Origin of the sequence: Streptomyces sp. CA-146814 (genome assembly GCF_050942385.1) — a bacterium.
Classification (GTDB): Bacteria; Actinomycetota; Actinomycetes; order Streptomycetales; family Streptomycetaceae; genus Streptomyces.
On record NZ_CP192068.1, the window covers coordinates 941,134 to 959,110 of the forward strand.

The 17,977-nt window shown below is 73.1% G+C and carries 16 protein-coding genes; 3 read left to right on the forward strand and 13 right to left on the reverse strand.

The window, feature by feature from the left end:
* Window positions 1–6 precede the first annotated feature (6 nt).
* From ACQP09_RS04110 to ACQP09_RS04120, 3 genes are all read right to left on the reverse strand, one after another.
* Window positions 7–312 carry a zf-TFIIB domain-containing protein gene (locus ACQP09_RS04110; RefSeq protein WP_030574246.1) on the reverse strand — a complete coding sequence of 102 codons (306 nt, stop codon included), beginning with the start codon at window positions 310–312 and terminating at the stop codon, window positions 7–9.
* Window positions 313–377: 65 nt separating this feature from the next.
* Window positions 378–1,349 (reverse strand): phosphotransferase family protein, encoded by a 972-nt coding sequence (locus ACQP09_RS04115; protein ID WP_433406484.1) that lies wholly within the window; start codon window positions 1,347–1,349, stop codon window positions 378–380.
* A 530-nt stretch (window positions 1,350–1,879) separates the two neighbouring features.
* On the reverse strand, window positions 1,880–2,086 hold the full coding sequence (locus tag ACQP09_RS04120) for a hypothetical protein (RefSeq protein ID WP_326706790.1): 207 nt from the start codon (window positions 2,084–2,086) through the stop codon (window positions 1,880–1,882).
* A 594-nt stretch (window positions 2,087–2,680) separates the two neighbouring features.
* On the opposite strand from ACQP09_RS04120, the gene ACQP09_RS04125 reads away from it, so the two are divergent.
* Complete coding sequence (locus ACQP09_RS04125; protein WP_433396062.1) at window positions 2,681–4,015, forward strand: protein kinase domain-containing protein; 1,335 nt, start codon at window positions 2,681–2,683, stop codon at window positions 4,013–4,015.
* Window positions 4,016–4,037: 22 nt separating this feature from the next.
* On the opposite strand, the gene ACQP09_RS04130 is transcribed toward ACQP09_RS04125, so the two are convergent.
* From ACQP09_RS04130 to ACQP09_RS04165, 8 genes are all read right to left on the reverse strand, one after another.
* Window positions 4,038–4,856, reverse strand: a complete 819-nt coding sequence (locus ACQP09_RS04130; RefSeq protein ID WP_433396064.1) for a TrmH family RNA methyltransferase — start codon at window positions 4,854–4,856, stop codon at window positions 4,038–4,040.
* A gap of 83 nt (window positions 4,857–4,939) precedes the next feature.
* Complete coding sequence (cobA, locus tag ACQP09_RS04135) at window positions 4,940–6,235, reverse strand: uroporphyrinogen-III C-methyltransferase (RefSeq protein ID WP_433396066.1); 1,296 nt, start codon at window positions 6,233–6,235, stop codon at window positions 4,940–4,942.
* A 361-nt stretch (window positions 6,236–6,596) separates the two neighbouring features.
* Complete coding sequence (gene cobT, locus ACQP09_RS04140; RefSeq protein ID WP_433396068.1) at window positions 6,597–10,091, reverse strand: nicotinate-nucleotide--dimethylbenzimidazole phosphoribosyltransferase; 3,495 nt, start codon at window positions 10,089–10,091, stop codon at window positions 6,597–6,599.
* A gap of 335 nt (window positions 10,092–10,426) precedes the next feature.
* Window positions 10,427–11,665, reverse strand: coding sequence for a precorrin-6y C5,15-methyltransferase (decarboxylating) subunit CbiE (gene cbiE, locus ACQP09_RS04145; RefSeq protein ID WP_433396070.1), 1,239 nt, complete (start codon window positions 11,663–11,665; stop codon window positions 10,427–10,429).
* Between the two features lie 133 nt (window positions 11,666–11,798).
* The gene (locus ACQP09_RS04150; protein WP_432147807.1) at window positions 11,799–12,446 is read right to left on the reverse strand and encodes a GNAT family N-acetyltransferase; all 648 of its coding nucleotides are present in this window, start codon (window positions 12,444–12,446) and stop codon (window positions 11,799–11,801) included.
* 175 nt (window positions 12,447–12,621) lie between these two features.
* Entirely contained in the window at window positions 12,622–13,488 is an 867-nt protein-coding gene (locus ACQP09_RS04155; RefSeq protein WP_433396072.1) for a MetQ/NlpA family ABC transporter substrate-binding protein, read from the reverse strand.
* Between the two features lie 78 nt (window positions 13,489–13,566).
* Window positions 13,567–14,238: a methionine ABC transporter permease gene (locus ACQP09_RS04160; protein WP_432147805.1), complete on the reverse strand. Its 672-nt coding sequence runs from the start codon at window positions 14,236–14,238 to the stop codon at window positions 13,567–13,569.
* Window positions 14,235–15,317, reverse strand: a complete 1,083-nt coding sequence (locus ACQP09_RS04165) for a methionine ABC transporter ATP-binding protein (RefSeq protein ID WP_433396075.1) — start codon at window positions 15,315–15,317, stop codon at window positions 14,235–14,237. Before ACQP09_RS04165 ends, ACQP09_RS04160 begins: the two co-directional genes overlap by 4 nt.
* Before the next feature lie 609 nt (window positions 15,318–15,926).
* Between ACQP09_RS04165 and ACQP09_RS04170 the strand changes: the two genes are divergently transcribed.
* Complete coding sequence (locus ACQP09_RS04170; RefSeq protein ID WP_404067983.1) at window positions 15,927–16,286, forward strand: hypothetical protein; 360 nt, start codon at window positions 15,927–15,929, stop codon at window positions 16,284–16,286.
* On the forward strand, window positions 16,279–16,797 hold the full coding sequence (locus ACQP09_RS04175; RefSeq protein WP_433396077.1) for a hypothetical protein: 519 nt from the start codon (window positions 16,279–16,281) through the stop codon (window positions 16,795–16,797). The genes ACQP09_RS04170 and ACQP09_RS04175 overlap by 8 nt, the downstream gene beginning before the upstream one ends.
* A 22-nt stretch (window positions 16,798–16,819) precedes the next feature.
* Here ACQP09_RS04175 and ACQP09_RS04180 read toward each other — a convergent pair whose 3' ends face one another.
* Both ACQP09_RS04180 and ACQP09_RS04185 read right to left on the reverse strand, forming a co-directional pair.
* Window positions 16,820–17,323, reverse strand: a complete 504-nt coding sequence (locus tag ACQP09_RS04180; protein ID WP_433396079.1) for a GNAT family N-acetyltransferase — start codon at window positions 17,321–17,323, stop codon at window positions 16,820–16,822.
* A 37-nt stretch (window positions 17,324–17,360) separates the two neighbouring features.
* Window positions 17,361–17,912: a sigma-70 family RNA polymerase sigma factor gene (locus ACQP09_RS04185; protein WP_433396081.1), complete on the reverse strand. Its 552-nt coding sequence runs from the start codon at window positions 17,910–17,912 to the stop codon at window positions 17,361–17,363.
* Window positions 17,913–17,977 lie beyond the last annotated feature (65 nt).

Here is a 17,977-nt window from a genome sequence, read left to right on the forward strand (position 1 = left end):
TGGCGGTCAGGACGAGAAGAGCATCCGACCGAAGCCCTTCTGGCGGCGGTGGCCGTAGTGCCCGCCGTGCTGCTGGCCGTACTGCGGGGCGCCCCAGGCGGGAGCGTGGGCCGGAGGGGCCGCCTGCGGGTAGGCCTGGGGGGCGGGCGGCGGAGGCGGGGCCTGCTGGGCCCACTGCGACTCCAGACGGGTCAGCGACTCCAGCTCGCCGTAGTCCAGGAATATCCCCCGGCAACCGCTGCACTGCTCGATCTGGACCCCGTTGCGGTTGTACGTCTGCATCTGCGCGTGACACTTGGGACACTGCATCATCGGCTCGGCTCCTCGCCCTCGTCGTGCCGCCGCCGGAAAGCCCGTCCGGCCGCGGTCCGTTCAGCCTACGACGCGGACCCGTCCGCCAACTCGGGCGGGAACGTAGCGATTCGGGCACAGGAATCGATCATCAGCTGTTCCATCTCGTCCGGCTCCCGGCCCTCCGCCGCGCACTTGGCGAGGGCGACGGCCGCCGTCTGGACCGTCAGCGCGCGTGCGGGGACGTCCAGTTGCGGCCAGGGGTCCCCGCCGGCGGGCACGGCGGGTCCCCCGGCGGACCGGTAGGCGTCGAGAAACAGCAGCCAGTCCTCCGGGGCCAGCACCCCGGCCGCGTACCAGGCGGCGGGCCGGGCGAGGTCCCAGGCCGGGTCGCCCAGCCCCGCGTCGTCCACATCGATGAGCAACCAGGGCCCGTCCGGGACGGGATGACGGACGAGCTGCCCCAGGTGCAGATCCCCGTGGCAGAGGAAGCCCGACCGCGCGGCCGGCGGCGCGGCCTCACCCCGCGCCCAGGCCGGCAGGGCGTGCCAGGCGGCCTGTACGGGGAGGACCGCGCCGGTGCCGGGGAGTGCGGCCACCATCCGGGCGACCGCGCGGGCCGCCTTGACCGGGCCGCGCATCGGCGGGGCCGGGACCGGGAGCGGAGAAACGGTTCGGTGGAGGCGGGCGAGCAGGACGGCGGCCGCGGCCCAGGGAGCCGCGTCGGGGTCCCTGGGGTCGACGGGGGCTCCGTACGGCCAGAAGGTGACGGGACGGGTGACGGGCCCCGCCGTATCGACCGGGCCCGGGGTGGCGAGCGGCGGGAGGAGGATGCCGGCCAGCTGGGGCGCCGAGGCGAGGGCGAGGCGGACCGCCAGGGCCTCGCGGTCGATGTCGGCGGCGTGGGCCTTGGCCACGACCGGGCCGCTGCGGACCACGGTGCCGTCCGGCCGGTCGGCCAGAAGCTGCGACGGCGCGCAGCCGCAGGGGGCGCCGGGCGGGTGGCGGAGGCGGTGGGCGAGGGCGCCCAGCTCACGGATGACGGGCTCGCGGGTGATGGTCCCGGCGGCGGCCGGGTCCGGGATGGCCCGCTGGGGAACGGCGGGCAGGGCACAGCCTGCTTCGGCGGCCGCTGGATCAGGAAGGGTCGGCTCGCGGTCGGCTGAGGTTGAGGTGGTACGCAACGGCTCCCCCGGCGGCGGTCGGTCCCGGCCCTGGCACCGGTCCCCGCCGAGCGTACGCCGCAGGCGGGGCGGAGGGCGGTAGAGCCCGCCGGACGGGGCGCGGACCTCAGGCGGCGCCCGGTCCGTACCGGCGTGTCCCCCGGCCACCGCGAACAGCCACGGAGTAGCCGATCGCCCGCCCGGAGCCCGTCACGGAGACGCGGCCCCTGGACCCCATCAGGGAACGCGGCCCCCGGAACCCGTCAGAGAAACGCGGCCCCCGAAAACCGCCCCCATACAGCGCGATGCCCGGTCAGCTCCCCAGCTGACCGGACAAACGCTGCCGTCCGCCGCACCCCCGTCCCCACGGGGCTGTTGGCCTTGATGCCTGGGTCCGGACCGCTCTTCCGGACCCCGGGCGCCGCTCAGCGCCCCAGCATCACCGCCACGGACGACGCCTGTGTGACCACCGCGTCCCAGCCGCCGAAGGCGACTGCGAGCAGGGCCGCCAGGGGCAGGACCATGGCCGTCGCCACCAAGGGGTGACGGGTGCCGGACGGGCGGGCGCCGAACGAGGCGTAGGCCTTGCGTCCCTGCGTGCGGATCATGGTCCGCGTTGCCGTGTCCGCCATGGTTCCTCTCCTGACCTGATGGGGGGCGGCGGGCGTGTGACCTCGGGGGACGAGTGCTGCGCCCGCCGCTTGACCTCAACATTAGGTAACCGGCGAGCACGGGGCGTCATGCCCGCGTACCGAATCCCGGGCCTCCCGGAGGATGAGCGGTCGGCGGTCGGCGTACTCCCCTGGGTGGAGACGGTCCCCCCGGTCTTGGGGTCATCCCGGAGGGGGCGCAGGGGGGCCACCACCCCCGGGAAGGGCCGCGAGGGGTGACTTCACTCACTCCCTCCACCCTCCGTAGGAGGGTGGAGCGCGCCGCCCGGCGGCCTATAAGGAACGTCACCGTGTACGTCCGGGTGGTATCCGCACTGCCCCGGACCGGTTCGTCCCGGCCACCGTGGCTCGAACCAACGCCCCTTGTTCGGAGGCCCTTTGCCGTACCGCCCGGGCCGACGGCCCCGGAACCGCCGCTCCCTGACCGCTCTTCACCTCTCCCGCCGGCCACGGACAATCGAATCCCCGGTGAGGGCGCGGCCTCTGAGCGCACCGGGCGCGGGGTACGTAAGCTGTGCCTCGTCAGGCGGACCAGGCAGCGGGGATGGGCAGACGATGGCGATGATGCGGCTCCGGCGCGAGGACCCGCGTCTCGTCGGCTCGTTCCGGCTGCACCGACGGCTCGGCGCCGGCGGTATGGGCGTGGTCTACCTCGGCTCCGACCGGCGGGGTCAGCGGGTGGCGCTGAAGGTGATCCGGCCCGACCTGGCGGAGGACCAGGAGTTCCGTTCGCGGTTCGCCCGCGAGGTGTCCGCCGCGCGGCGGATCCGGGGCGGCTGTACGGCCCGGCTCGTCGCCGCCGACCTGGAGGCGGACCGCCCGTGGTTCGCGACGCAGTACGTCCCCGGCCCGTCCCTGCACGACAAGGTCGCCGAGGAAGGCCCCTTGGCCGCGGCCGAGGTCGCCTCGATCGGCGCGGCGCTCTCCGAGGGCCTGGTCGCGGTGCACGAGGCCGGTGTGGTCCACCGGGACCTGAAGCCGTCGAACATCCTCCTCTCCCCCAAGGGCCCGCGCATCATCGACTTCGGCATCGCCTGGGCGACGGGGGCCAGCACGCTGACCCATGTCGGTACGGCGGTGGGGTCGCCGGGCTTCCTCGCGCCCGAGCAGGTCCGGGGCGCGGCGGTGACCCCGGCGACGGACGTCTTCTCGCTCGGCGCGACCCTGGCGTATGCCGCGATGGCCGACTCCCCCTTCGGGCACGGCAGTTCCGAGGTGATGCTCTACCGCGTGGTGCACGAGGAGGCGCAGCTCCACGGGGTGCACGACGCTCTGGCCCCCCTGATCCGCGCCTGCCTGGCGAAGGATCCGGAGGAGCGGCCGAGCACGCTCCAACTCTCCATGCGGCTCAAGGAGATCGCGGCGCGCGAGGCGCAGGGCCTGCACGAGAGCCGGCCGCCCGCCCAGCGTTCGGCCCCGGACACGGACCGGCCCACCGGTCGGCTCGACGGCCCGTACACCGAGCAGCACACCCGCCGCGCGGAGGGCCCGTCCTCGGCGTCCCGCCCGCAGCAGGGGCGGCGTCCGGCGCGTTCGGGGGGCGGGGGCGGGGGCGGGAACGCGCCGCGTACCGGTGGGTCCCGGCCGCAGCAGCGGGCGCCGCGCTCCACCACGGGGTCCGGGAAGCGGCCGGGCGCGACGAACGGCAGGCCGGGGACGCGTCCCGGGGCCCGTACGACCTCGGCGGGACGGCGTCCGGCCAACCCCAAGCTGCTGCGTCAGCGGCTGGTGGTGTTCGTGGTGGTGACGTTGCTGGTGGCGCTGGGGATCGCGGCCGCGCAGGGGTGCCAGGGGCCGGCGCGCGGACTGGGCGGGAGCGAGCGGCCGAGCCAGGTCTCGCAGATGCAGGAGCAGGCCCAGGAACAGGTGCGGGCCGAGCAGTCGCGCTGAGTACGCCGAAGGCGGCCCGGTCTCAGCTCTCCGGGCGCCCCGTCGCCACCGCGTAGAAGGCGACCGCGGCCGCCGCGCCGACGTTCAGCGAGTCGACGCCGTGCGCCATCGGGATGCGGACCCACTCGTCGGCGGCCATCAGCGCCTTCGTGGAGAGACCCTCCCCTTCCGCGCCGAGCATCAGCGCGACCCGCTCCAGCCGGTGCGGGGCCGCCTCGTCGATGCTGGTGGCCTTGGCGTCGGGCGTGAGGGCGAGGAGCCGGAAGCCTGCTTCCCGTACGGTCTCCAGCGTCTTGGGCCAGGCTTCCAGCCGGGCGTACGGGACGGAGAAGACCGCGCCCATGGAGACCTTGACCGAGCGCCGGTAGAGCGGGTCGGCGCAGTCCGGCGAGAGCAGGACGGCGTCCATGCCGAGGGCGGCGGCGCTGCGGAAGATCGCGCCGATGTTGGTGTGGTCGTTGACCGACTCCATGACCACCACGCGGCGGGCGGTGGTGAGCAGTTCGTCGGAGGTGGGCAGCGGCTTGCGCTGCATGGAGGCGAGCGCTCCGCGGTGGACGTGGTAGCCGGTGACGCGTTCGGCGAGCTCGGGGGCGACGGCGTACACCGGGGCCGGGACCTCGTCGATGACGTCGCGCATGACGTCGACCCACTTGGCGGAGAGCAGCATCGAGCGCATCTCGTACCCGGCGTGCCGGGCGCGGCGGATGACCTTCTCGCCCTCCGCGATGAAGAGGCCTTCGGCGGGCTCGCGCCGTCGCCGCAGCTCGACGTCGGTCAGCCCGATGTAGTCGCTCAGGCGCGGGTCGTCGGGGTCGTCGAGGGTGATGAGATCTGCCACAGGGTGATACTGCCTTGTCCGGTCTGCGGTGCCAACGCCTGGGATGGGATGCGTAACCGCGGGTTACTTGGTGGGGTGCGGATTCATTCGGCCGGTGAGGCGTCGTCCGGCTGCGGCGCGGAGTCCGGGCCGACGGCGACGACGTCGCCGATGACGATCACGGCGGGCGGGCGCACGTCCTCGGCGGCCGCGCGCTCGCCGACGTCCGCGAGGGTCGCGTCGACCCGGCGCTGGGCGGCGGTGGTGCCCTCCTGGACGAGGGCGACCGGGGTGGCCGGGTCCTTGCCGTGGGCGATCAGGGCGGCGGCGATGGCACCGATCTTGTCCACGGCCATGAGGAGGACCAGGGTGCCGCGCAGTCGGGCGATCGCCTCCCAGTCGACCAAGGAGCGCGGGTCCTCGGGCGCGACATGGCCGCTGACCACGGTGAACTCATGGGCGACGCCGCGGTGGGTGACCGGGATGCCGGCCGCTCCGGGGACGGAGATGGTGCTGGAGATGCCGGGGACGACCGTGCACGGGATGCCCTCGGCGGCGAGCGCCTGGGCCTCCTCCATGCCGCGGCCGAAGACGAACGGGTCGCCGCCCTTGAGCCGGACCACGGCCTTGCCCGCCTTGGCGTGCTCGATCAGCGCCTGGTTGATCGCCTCCTGAGCCATGAACCGGCCGTACGGGATCTTCGCGGCGTCGATCACCTCGACGTGCGGCGGCAGCTCGTCGAGCAGGTCGCGGGGGCCGAGGCGGTCGGCGATGACCACGTCCGCCTCGGCGAGGAGGCGGCGGCCGCGCACCGTGATCAGGTCCGGGTCGCCGGGGCCGCCGCCGACCAGGGCGACGCCGGGGGCGCGGGTGCGGTGGTGCGGGGCGGCGAGGGTGCCGTCGCGCAGGCCCTCGACGATGGCGTCGCGCAGGGCGGCGGAGTGGCGGGGGTCGCGGCCGCGGGGCGTGGTGTTGAGGACGGCGACGGTGATGTTGTCGATACGGCCGGTGGCCGGGGTCCAGGCGGTCGCGGCCTCGGCGTCGTCGGCCCGGACGCACCAGGTGCGGCTGCGCTCGGCCTCGGCGGAGGCGGCGTCGTTGGCGGCGGTGTCGGAGGAGGCGACCAGGGCGTACCAGGTGTCGGCGAGGTCGCCGTCCTGGTAGCGGCGGCGTTCCCAGCGGATCTCGCCGGCGTCCGCCATGGCCTCGACGGAGGCGGTCGCGGACGGGGAGATCAGGGTGATGACGGCACCGGTGGCGATGAGCTGCGGCAGCCTGCGCTGGGCGACCTGGCCGCCGCCGATGACGACGGTGCGGCGGCCGTGGAGGCGCAGGCCGACGGGGTACGCGGGGTGATCGTTCTGACCTGCGCGGTCGGCGTGGTCTGCGTGCTCGGCCATGGCGGTGCGGGCTCCTCGTGCGGGGTGCTGCGTAGGGGCCGCTGCGGCGGTGGAGCGGCTGTGACGTGCGGAAGTGGGGGCCTGGGTGGGGGTCAGGATACGGGGTGGTGCTCGCCTGGGCCCGGGCGCGGGGGGCCTGGGGCGGGGGGCCTGGGGCGGGGTGGGCGCCTGCGGCGGGCCTGTCCCCTCCCCGCCCCTTCCCGAAACCGGGGCGCTGCCCCGGGCCCCCTTGTCCTCAAGCGCCGGACGGGCTGGGTTTCGGGGCTCCGCGCCGGGCCCCGCTCCTCAAACGCCGGAGGGGCTGAAATGCAGGCGCCCGGAGGGGCTGGGAGGGCGGGGCCCAGAAGGGGTGATCAGGGGGCTACTTCTCCGTCACTCCTGCCGCGTCGAACGTCGCCACCTCGTGCATCGCCCGTGCCGCGCTCTGCACGATCGGGAGCGCCAGCAGCGCGCCCGTGCCTTCGCCGAGGCGGAGGTCCAGGTCGACCAGCGGGCGCAGGCCCAGTTTGTTCAGGGCTGCCACGTGGCCCGGTTCCGCGCTGCGGTGGCCGGCGATGCAGGCCGCGAGGGCCTCGGGGGCGATGGCCCGGGCGACCAGGGCCGCCGCGCCCGCGCTCACGCCGTCCAGGATCACCGGCGTACGCAGAGAGGCTCCGCCGAGGAGGAAGCCCGCCATCGCGGCGTGCTCCAGGCCGCCGACCGCCGCGAGCACGCCGATCGGGTCCGACGCGTCCGGCTGGTGGAGGTCGAGGGCCCGGCGTACGACGTCGACCTTGCGGGCGTGCATCTCGTCGTTGATGCCGGTCCCCCGGCCGGTCACCTCGGAGGCGTCGATCCCGGTGTACACGCAGATCAACGCGGCCGACGCCGTGGTGTTGGCGATGCCCATCTCACCGGTGAGCAGCGCCCTGTTGCCCGCCGCCACCAGGTCGCGGGCCGTCTCGATGCCCACCTCGATCGCGGCGAGAACCTCGTCCCGGGTGAGGGCCGGGCCCGTGGTGAAGTCCGACGTACCCTTCCGTACCTTGCGCGGCAGCAGGCCCGGGGTCGCGGGCAGGTCCGTGGCGACACCGACGTCGACGACGCAGACCTCCGCGCCGACCTGCGCGGCGAACGCGTTGCAGACGGCTCCGCCGCCGAGGAAGTTCGCCACCATCTGGGCGGTGACCTCCTGCGGCCACGCCGTGACGCCCTGCGCGTGCACCCCGTGGTCACCGGCGAAGATCGCGACGGCCGCAGGCTCCGGGATCGGCGGCGGGCACATCCGGGAGAGGCCGGACAGCTGCGCCGAGATGATCTCCAGCATGCCGAGCGCACCGGCCGGCTTCGTCATCCGCTTCTGCCGCTCCCATGCCTCGCCGAGCGCCTTCGCGTCCAGCGGGCGGATGGCGGCGATGGTCTCCTGGAGCAGGTCGTGCGGCTCCTCGCCGGGCAGCGCGCGCCGGCCGTACGTCTCCTCGTGGACGACCCAGGAGAGCGGGCGGCGCTTGGACCAGCCCGCCTGGAGCAGCTCGGGCTCCTCCGGGAACTCGTCGACGTAACCGACACAGAGGTACGCCACCACTTCGAGGTGCTCCGGCAGGCCGAGCGCGCGGACCATCTCGCGCTCGTCGAAGAAGCTGACCCAGCCGACGCCGAGGCCCTCGGCTCGGGCCGCCAGCCACAGGTTCTCCACGGCCAGCGCCGAGGAGTACGGGGCCATCTGCGGCTGCGTGTGACGGCCGAGGGTGTGGCGGCCGCCCCGGGTGGGATCGGCGGTGACGACGATGTTCACCGGGGTGTCGAGGATCGCCTCGATCTTCAGTTCCTTGAACTGCTTCGCCCGGCCCTTGGGGAGCGACCGGGCATACGCCTCACGCTGGCGCTGGGCCAGTTCGTGCATGGAACGGCGCGTCTCGGCGGACCGGATCACCACGAAGTCCCATGGCTGCGAGTGGCCGACGCTCGGCGCGGTGTGCGCGGCTTCCAGCACCCGGAGCAGGACCTCGTGCGGGATCGGGTCGCTGCGGAAGCCGTTGCGGATGTCCCGGCGCTCGCGCATGACCCGGAGCACCGCCTCACGCTCGGCGTCGTCGTAGCCGGGCGCGGGCGGGGTGACGGGCTCCTCGGGGGCCGCCTCCGCCGCAGGCTGCTCGACCGGCTGCTCGTCCAGCTCCGGCGTCTCGATGACCTCGGGGCCGGTGCCGTCCTCGGCGTCGGATACGGGCTCGGCGACCGGGGCCTGCTGTACGGGCTCCGCCGCCGTGACGGGTTCGGGTGTCTGCTGCGGCGCTGCGGGCTCGGCCTCGATGGGCTCGACGGTCACGGCGGTGGGCTCGGGGGCCTCCGCAACCGGCACGGCCTCCACGTTTCCGTCGGCCGCCGGGGGCTCGGGGGCGGGTGCGTCGGCCAGGACGGGCTGTGGCGCGGACTCGACCGGTACGTCGGCGGGAGCGGCGGATGCCTCCACCTGGACCTCGACCGGAACCTCCGCCGGGGCCGCGGCGGGCAGCTCCGTCGGAGCCTCTGCCTCCGCCTCCGCTTCCGCCGGGGCCTCCGGCTGCTCGGCGGCTACCGGCTCGGGAACGACCGTTTCTGCCGGGGCCACCTGCTCCACCGGCTCGGGCTGTACGACGACCGGCTCGGGCTCGACCACGGCCTCGGGCTGGACCGGCTGGTCCACCGGAGCCGGAGCGGCCGCCTCGGGCTCCACCGCCACCTCCGGCTGGACCGGCTCGGCGGGAACGACTGCCTCGGGCTGGACCGGCTCAACAGGAGCCTCAGGCTCCACGTGCTCCGGCACGACCTCCTCGGCCGGGGCCACCGCCTCCGGCGCGACCGGCTGCTCGGCCTCGACCGGCGCGACCGGCACTGCCACCGCGACCGGCTCCACAACAGGCTGCTCGACCTCGGCCTCGACTACGGTCACCGTCTCCACGACCGGCTCAGCCTCGGCCTCGGTCACCGTCTCCACAACCGGCTCGGCCTCGGCCGCCACCTCAGGCGCCACGGTCGGCTCAGGCTCGACCACCGCCACGGCCTCTGGCTCAGGCTCAGGCTCAACCACCGCCTCAACCTCAACCTCAGCCTCAGGCTGCACCTCAGGCTCGACAGCAGCCTGCGGCGGCGGCCCCCACGGGGACGCGCCCTGCGGCGGGATCTCGCCCAGCTGCGGGCCCGGCAGTACCGGAGCCTCCTCGGCCGGGGCCTCGACGTACTCGGGGCCGGTCGCCGGCGGGCTCGCGTGGCGGGCCGGGGGTGCGGTCCGCACCGCTCCGGCGGGGCCTCGGTCGGCCAGCGAGCGGACCACGCCGCCCCCTTGCGTACCGCCGCCGTACGACGGAGCCTCGGCCGAGACCGGTCCCCGGTGCAAGGGACGGCGGGCCGGAGCGGGAGCCTGGACCGCCGCCGTGGTGTGCACGGGCACGGGCACGGGGGTCTCGACAGGCGCGGGGGCCGGAGACGGGATCCGTACGCCGTTGAGGTCGACCGATCCGGTGTCGCGGCCGCCCGACTCGTGGGTGCCGTACATCGCCTCGGCGGGAACCTGGGCCTCCTGGCCCGGCGCGGGAACCTGCGGTTGGTGCTGGGCCTGGTACTGCTGTGCCGCCTGCTCCGGGGCCGTGACAGGAGCAGCGACAGAAGCAGCGACAGAAGCCGGTGCGGCGGCGGCCTGCGGGACCGCCTGGGCCGGGGCCGTCTGCGGGTCGCTCCACGCGCCCTGGGAGGTCGGCATCAGCAGGAGGTCGTCGTCCTCGGGTGCGTGCTCGGAGGGGTCGAGGAAGGTGTACGCGTCCGGGGCGGGGTTGCCCGGCTGCTCCACCATGCCTGCGTTCTCCGGCAGTCCCTCGCCCGGGATCTGGCCGGTGTCAGTCATGCGTACCCCTCGCCCATCGTCAGTGCTCCTTCGGCCCTTCGCCCGGGACGCCGAGACCACGGCACGCCGGTGCTCGTCATCAAGAACGAGCGGGCTCGCCGCGCGGCACGAAACGCCCGCGGACCTCTTCTTATTCTCGCGGCCGTTCGTCGCCGCGGCAGGCAGTTCCGCCACGGCTCGCTGTGGACTGCGCCACGTCGCGCGTCCCCCGGTTGGTGCCGTACCACAGAGCGGACCAAAACAGTCCACTTTTCCGGACATTGACGAACGAAGCGACGAACGTCCGGGCGCGGTACAACAATCGGCCAGCCTACCTCCCGTACCGGGCGGAAAGGTCAGGGGGCGACGTCCGAACGCCGTGCGGAGAGAAGGAACACGACGGACCGTTCGCGCTCGGTCCACACCTCGGTGTCCAGGTCGACGGACTGGAGCAGCGAGCACTCGACGGTGTAGCAGTTGCCGGTGAGCGCCGCGCCGAGGGCCTCGGCCTCGTCGCGGGTGGAGGCGTGCGTGACGATGCGTTCCGGGCGCCGGTCCATGACGGCCCGGACCACCGGGGCGCCGCCGCCGCCGACCCGTACGACATCGGGTTCGGGCAGCCGTTCCAGGACGTGCGGGGCCCGGCCGCAGACGATCTGGAGCGGTACGCCGAAGGCGCGGGCGGCCGCGTCCGTACGGGAGCAGGCGCCCGGGTCGGCGTCGACCGCCAGCACGGCGGCGCCGAAGCGGGCCGCCTCCACGGCCAGGGCGCCGCTGCCGCAGCCGATGTCCCAGACCAGGTCGCCGGTGCGGGGGCCGAGGCGGGCGAGCTGGGCGGCGCGCAGGTTCGGCGACTCGCCTTCGCCGGACTCCCCCATGCGGTCCGCTCCGGCCTCCCGGTAGGCGTCGGCGGGCAGGGCCCAGCCCCGGATGCCCTGCGGGTAGGCGGGCTCGCGGCCGGCGAACCAGGCGCCGGCGGCGGTCATCTCGGAGCTGCCGCCGATGACGATGACCACGTTGGGGTCGCGCCAGGTGTGGTCGGCGGCCTTGTCGGAGGTGAGGACGGTGACGCGTTCGCGGTCGGTGCCGAGCTCCTCGCAGATGACGAAGGTGCGGTGGACGCCTTCGAGGAGGAGGGCCAGTTCGGCGGGGCCCGCGCCCGGTGAGGTGAGGACGGCGACCTTGTGGTGGGCCCGGCAGACGTTGACGGCGCGGCGCAGGGTGCGCGGGTGGGCGACGACGGTCTGGGCGTCGTCCCAGGGCATTCCGGCGCGGGCGAAGGCGGTGGCGACGGCGGAGACGGCCGGCACGACTTCGACTTCGAGGCCGTGTTCAGGGGCGCGGAGGGTGCGGACGACGCCGAAGAAGCCGGGGTCGCCGTCGGCGAGGACGACGGCGCTGCCGCGGTGGCCGGCGATGCGGCGGGCGGCGAGGTCGACGCTGCCGAGGCGGATGCGTTCGGCGCCCTGGGGCACCTCGGGCAGGGCGAGGTGGTGGGCGGCGCCCGCGACGAGCGTGGCGGCCGAGAGCGCGGCCGTGGCCGCTCCGGGCAGTGGCGAGCCGTCCCAGCCGATCACCGTGACCCGGTCGGCCATCTTCGTCTGTCTCCTGGGGTGTCGGAGGGAGCGAGGGAACGCCCGTACGCAGGCGGGCAGGGGTGACAGTACCTGGTCCGGAGCGGGGCCCGGCCGGTGGCCTCGGGGAGCCCGTACCGACGGCCCGTCGCGCTCACTTCCAGTCGTTGTACGTGCCGTAGCCGCCGGCGTCGGCCAGCTGCTCGGCGACGCCTTCGAGGTCCTCGGGGAGGAGGCCCCAGACGATCAGGTCGGTACGGATGTCGGTCCAGCCGCCGTCGGTGCCGTTCTCGGTCCGGGTGCGGGCGATGCGGGCGTTGCGCAGGACGCCTTCGCTGATGCAGCCGAGTTTCTGCGCGACCTGCTGGGCGGCGGTGTTGTCGGCGGGGGTGCGGAGTTCGATGCGTTCGAAGCCCTGGTCGCGGAAGAGCCATTCGGCGACCGCCAGCACGGATTCGGTGGCGTACCCCTCGCCGCGCGCCCAGGGTGCGGTGATGTAGCGGACCTCGGTGGCCAGGGTGCGCCAGTCGGTGTTGAGGAGCTGGACGCTGCCGACGAGCCGCTGGGTGAGGAACTCGGTGACGGCGAGGGCGATGCCGTGGCCCGAGGTGCGTTCCCCGGGGGCGATTCTGCGGACCCAGCGTTCGGCGTCGACCTGTGTGTAGGGGTGCGGTCCGTCGGTCCAGGCGGTGACCGTCTCGTCGTTCATCATCTCGATGTACGCGGGGATGTCGGCCATCTCGAAGGGGCGCATCACCAACCTGTCCGTGCTGATGGAGACGGACGGAAAGGTGGTAGTCATGCGCAGCTCCATGCAGAAGACCGGGTAAAAGCGAAGACCGGGTAAAAGCACAGCATGCAGCATCGCGTCCGCGGTGTGCATGGGCGGGTCCGCACGACGGAGCCCCGCGCCTTCGCGGGGAAGGGGCGGGGCTCCGGCGGGCAAGTGCCTGACGGAGGTCAGGACTTGGCGGGGGTCAGGACGCGGCGGGGGCGCCGAAGGAGGCGATGATCGAGCCCTGGTAGGTGTCCTCGATGAACTTCTTCACCTCGTCGGAGTTGAGGAGCTTGGCGAGCTTCTCGACCCGCGGGTCCTTCTCGTTGCCCTCCTTGACCGCCAGGAAGTTGGCGTACGGGTTGCCCTCGGCCTTCTCCAGGGCCAGGGAGTCCTTGGCCGGGGAGAGCTTGGCCTCGATGGCGTAGTTGCCGTTGATGACGGCGGCGTCCACGTCGTTCAGGGCGCGGGGCACGGTGGCGGCCTCCAGCTCCTTGAACTCCAGGCCCTTCTTGTCGGTGATGTCGCTCAGCTTGGCGGAGGTGCCGACGCCGTCCTTGAGCGTGATCAGGCCGTTCTCGGCGAGCAGCTGGAGGGCGCGGCCGCCGTTGGTGGTGTCGTTGGGGACGGCGATGGTCTGGCCGGCCTTGATGTCCTTGAGGTCCTTGATCTTCTTGGAGTAGAGACCGAGGGGCTCAAGGTGGACGTTGACGACCGGGACGATGGTGGTCTTGTTCTTCGCGTTGAAATCGTCCAGGTACGGCTTGTGCTGGAAGAAGTTGGCGTCGACCTGGCCGTTCTGGGTGGCGGTGTTCGGCAGGACGTAGTCCGTGAACTCCTTGACCTCCAGCTTGAGGCCCTCCTTCTCCGCCAGGTTCTTCTTGACGAAGTTCAGGATGTCGGCGTGCGGCGTCGGGGACGCGGCGACGACCAGGGCCTTGGAGGTGTCGGCCTTGGCGCCGGTCTCGCTCTTGGAGGCCGGGTCGGAGTCCGTACCGCAGGCGCTGAGGCCCAGGGCGAGGGCGGCGGCGGAAGCGACGGCTGCGGTGATCTTGATGTTCTTGCGCACGAAAAGTGCCTCTTTCTCGGTGGTGGTGCGCCCGGACAAGGAGTTCGGGCTCGATGGGGAGGGAAAGTTCAGGGGGCCCTAGGAGGCGGTGCGGCCTCGGCGGACCAGCAGGCGCACGATGAGGTCGCCGATCAGCTGGATCACGCTGACGATCACGATGAGGAGCGCGACGGTGATCAGCATGAACTGGTTGTCGAAGCGCTGGAATCCGTAGGTGACGGCCTTGGAGCCGAGCCCTTCGCCGCCGACCGCACCGGCCATCGCGGAGTAGCCGATGAGCACGATGAGGGTGGTGGTGACACCCGAGACGAGCGAGGGCAGGGCCTGCGGCAGGAGCACCTTGCGGACGATGGTGGGGATGGATCCGCCCATCGACTGCACGGCCTCGACGAGCCCGTGGTCGACCTCCCGGATCGCCGTCTCGACGAGCCGGGCGAAGAACGGGATGGCGCCGACGGCGAGCGGGACGATCATCGCGGTGGGGCCGATGAAGGTGCCGACGACCCAGGTGGTGAACGGGATCAGGGCGATCAGCAGGATGATGAACGGCAGCGAGCGGCCGATGTTCACGATCACGCCGGTGACCTTGTTCACCGCGGTGTTCTGGAGCAGTCCGCCCTTGTCGGTGAGGACCAGCAGGACGCCGAGCGGCAGTCCGCCGGCGACGGTGACCAGCGCGGACCAGAGCACCATGTAGAGGGTGTCGAAGGTGCCCTGGGTCAGCAGGGGCTGCATTTCGGACCAGGTCACTTGACGGCCTCCTTGGTGATCGCGGCGGGCGCCTGCTCGGGGACGGTCGCGGCGGCGCGGGCCCGGGGGCCGTTCTCGTCCTCGACGACCTCGGCCTGGAGGCCCTGCTCGCGCAGGAAGCCGATCGGGACGACGTTCTCCTCGAACCGGCCGGGCAGCTCGATGCGCATCCGGCCGATCTGCCTGCCGCCGACGGTGTCCATCGCGGCGCCGAGGATCGAGATGTCGATGTTGTACGTACGCGAGAGCTGCGAGATCACCGGGCGGCTCGCGGCCTCCCCGTGGAAGGTGACGTCCACGACCGTACGGTCCGGTCCGGAGGCACTCCCGCCGACCGGGAACAGCTCGCTCGCCAGCTCGGAGCCGGGGGTGGCGAGCAGTCCGCCGACCGTGCCGGACTCCACGATCCGGCCCCGCTGCATGAGGGCGGCGGAGTCGCAGATCGTCTTGACGACGTCCATCTCGTGGGTGATCAGCAGGATGGTGAGGCCGAGCTGCTGGTTGAGGTCGCGCAGCAGCTGGAGGATGGAGCGGGTGGTCTCCGGGTCGAGTGCGGAGGTCGCCTCGTCCGAGAGCAGCACCTTCGGGTCGCCGGCCAGGGCGCGGGCGATGCCGACGCGCTGCTTCTGACCGCCGGAGAGCTGCTTGGGGTAGGACTTCCCCTTGTCGGCGAGGCCGACCAGGCCGAGGAGCTCCTTGGCCTTGCGGGTGCGCTCCTGGCCGGAGACTCCGAGGATCTCCAGCGGGAGCTCCACGTTGTCCAGGACGGTCCGTGAGTCCAGCAGGTTGAAGTGCTGGAAGACCATGCCGATCCGGGTGCGGGCGGCGCGCAGTTCGGCGCTCGCCCGGCGGCCGCGTCCGGCGAGGGCCGTGAGGTCCTGGCCGGCCACGGTGACCGTGCCGGAGGTGGGGCGCTCCAGCAGGTTGACGCAGCGGATGAGGGAGGACTTGCCGGCGCCGCTCTGTCCGATGACGCCGTATATCTCGCCTTCGCGGACGTGGAGGTCGACTCCGTCGAGTGCGGTGACCTCACGGTCGCGCGACTGGTAGACCTTCGTGAGGCCCGTCGTGGTGATCACAGGGGTTTCCGTCACTGTCGAGTGCGCGGCGCGGGTGTCCGCCGGGCACGGGGCAAACGTCTGAAGAGACTGATGCGGGCTGGTCGTCCGGTTTACGTCTCAGCACGGCTGTGTACGGCGGTCGGCCGGGGTGACAGCGCATGCTCGGGCGGCTCGTTCCACAGGGGGCGAACGGCGAAAAGGCTCGGGTCTCGCTTCGGGGCGCGAGGCTCAGGCGGGGGCCCTCAGAAGGCGCGCATTCGACACATACAACGAGCACCGGGCGTACTGATCGCCTCGGTCGCAAGGGTGCGGCTGCTCGTCGTGGTCATGGGCCCAAGTAAAACAGACGTACGCCTCGGCACGAACCCGGCTGTCCGCATTCCGGACAGCTGTGGATGGTCGGCGGAGGCGTGTCGGGCTGACTCGGCGACGTACGACCGCAAGGCTCTGACCTGCACTTACGAGGGTTCCTCGGGAGGTCGTACGGCTCCGGTGGTGGCCGCCCGCGTGGCCGGTCCGGGTGGGCGTTGTGGTCAAGGCCACGATCCGCGGCGCCGGGCCGGACGCGGGCCGGGGCTGGGCGGGGCCGCACGCGGGCGGGCGGTGCGGCCGTAATACCCTCGCTACATGCTTGACGCCCTGACGGTCGCGGTCGCCGTGACCGCGCTCCTCCTCGCCGCCTGGTGCGGACACGCCGCCTACAAGGACCAGCCGACGAAGGACTGGCACTTCATCGGGATGGCCGTCGTGACCGTCCTGGCCTTCGCCCAGCTGGTGGTGGGCATCGTGCAGCTGGCGCGCGGGGAGCGGCCGGAGCAGGGGATGGCGGTGTTCCTCGCCTATCTGATCGGCTCGTTCGCGGCCGTGCCGGCGGCCGGTGTCCTCTCGCTCTCGGAGCGGACCCGCTGGGGATCGGTGACGGTGGCGGCGGGCGCGGTGGTGCTGGCGGTCCTCGAAGTACGGCTCTACGACATCTGGGGTGGCTGACATGAAGGACACCGACGAGGTATCCGGCGTGCGTGGCACCGATCGCCCCGAGGTGGACGCGGCGGCCCGCCCCGAGGCCGGCATCGCGGCTCGCTCCGAGGCCGACGCGGCGGCGAAGCCGTCCTTCCACCTGGGCACCGGTCCGGGCCGGGTGCTCGTCTGGTTCTACGGGGTGTTCACCGTGGCGGCGGCCTCGCGCTCGATCGTCGAGGTGATCCGGGGCTTCGACCGGGCACCGCTCCCCTATTCGCTCTCGGCCGTCGCCGCCGTCGTCTACGGGTTCATCACGTACTCGCTGGTGCGCGGCGGCGAGAAGGCCCGCCGGGCGGCGCTGGCGTGCTGCGCCGCCGAGCTGCTGGGCGTCCTGGTCGTCGGCGCCTGGACGCTGGCCGAGCCGTCCGCCTTCCCGGATTCGACCGTCTGGTCGGACTTCGGGATGGGCTACCTGTTCATCCCGGTGATCCTGCCGGTCACCGGGATGATCTGGCTGCGGCGCGCCCGGAAGGCCTGACGCGCCGGGCCCCTGAGGTCTTTCAGGCGCTGGCCACGAACTCCTGGGCCGCCGCTTCCTTCTCCAGCAGGATGAGCCGGACGCCGTCCGTCCCGGTGACGTCGCCGACCTGGGCGTAGCCGGCCCGCCGGTAGAGCCGCAGGTTGCTCTCGCTGCGGTGGCCGGTGTGGAGCCGGAAGCGGGTGGCGGCGCGGTCGGCGGTGAGGGCCGCCTCCACCGCGTTCAGCAGCCGGGTGCCGAGCCCGTGGCCCTGGAGCCTGGGGTGCACGCAGAGTCGGCCGATCTGTCCCGTACCGTCCGGGTCGGTGAATCCGTGGACGGAGCCCACGACTTCGTCGCCGAGGCGGGCCACGAAGACCAGGTCGTCGGCGACTTCGCCGCGTACCGCGTCCAGGGTCTGGACCAGCGGGTCGATCCGGTAGTTGTCGTACAGCTCCGCCTCGCGCTGGAAGCAGAGGTACTGGAGCCGGAAGATCTGCTCCGCGTCCTGTGCCGTCGCCGCCGAGATGATCACGCTCATGCCCATGTGTGCACGCCTCCCGCTCACCTGTCCGCCCGGTTGCCTACCGCACCCTTCCCCGCAGTTCAGGGACGGCAACCTCCGCCGCCAGCATTCTGCGCAGACATCCAAGGCAACGGGAACGGATCGGGCCCAAACTCCCCTGTGACATACCCAACTCCCCTGCGATTTCCCGGTACGTCGGGTCGGTGGGCGCCAGCATCGCGTCCAGCAGCCGGGCGCAGCGCTCGGGCAGCCGGGCCACCGCCGCGCGGAGCGCCAGGCGTTCGGCGGCTCCGAGCGCGGCCCGTTCCGGGGAGCCGGTGTGCGGAGCGGCGGGTTCCGTTCCGGCGTACGGGCGTTCCCGCCGGGCCGCGCGGCGGCCTTTCCGGGCCTCCGCGCGGACGGTGTCACGCACCCAGCGGGCCGGGTCGCCGGGCGGTCCGGCGGCCACCGGACGCTCCAGGAGCCGCAGCCATACGGCCTGTTCGAGGTCGGCGGGGTCGAGGCCGGCGGCGGGCGCCTCCGCTCCGGCCTCGGCCCGCACCAGCGGTTCTAAGCGGACGACGAGAGCGGTGGCGGTGGCCCGGCCTGGTTCATGATCGAGAAGCGTCATGCCCCGGCAAACGTGGTGGCGGCCCGCCCGGTTGCCCGGTGCGGACCGCACCACCCGACCGGGGC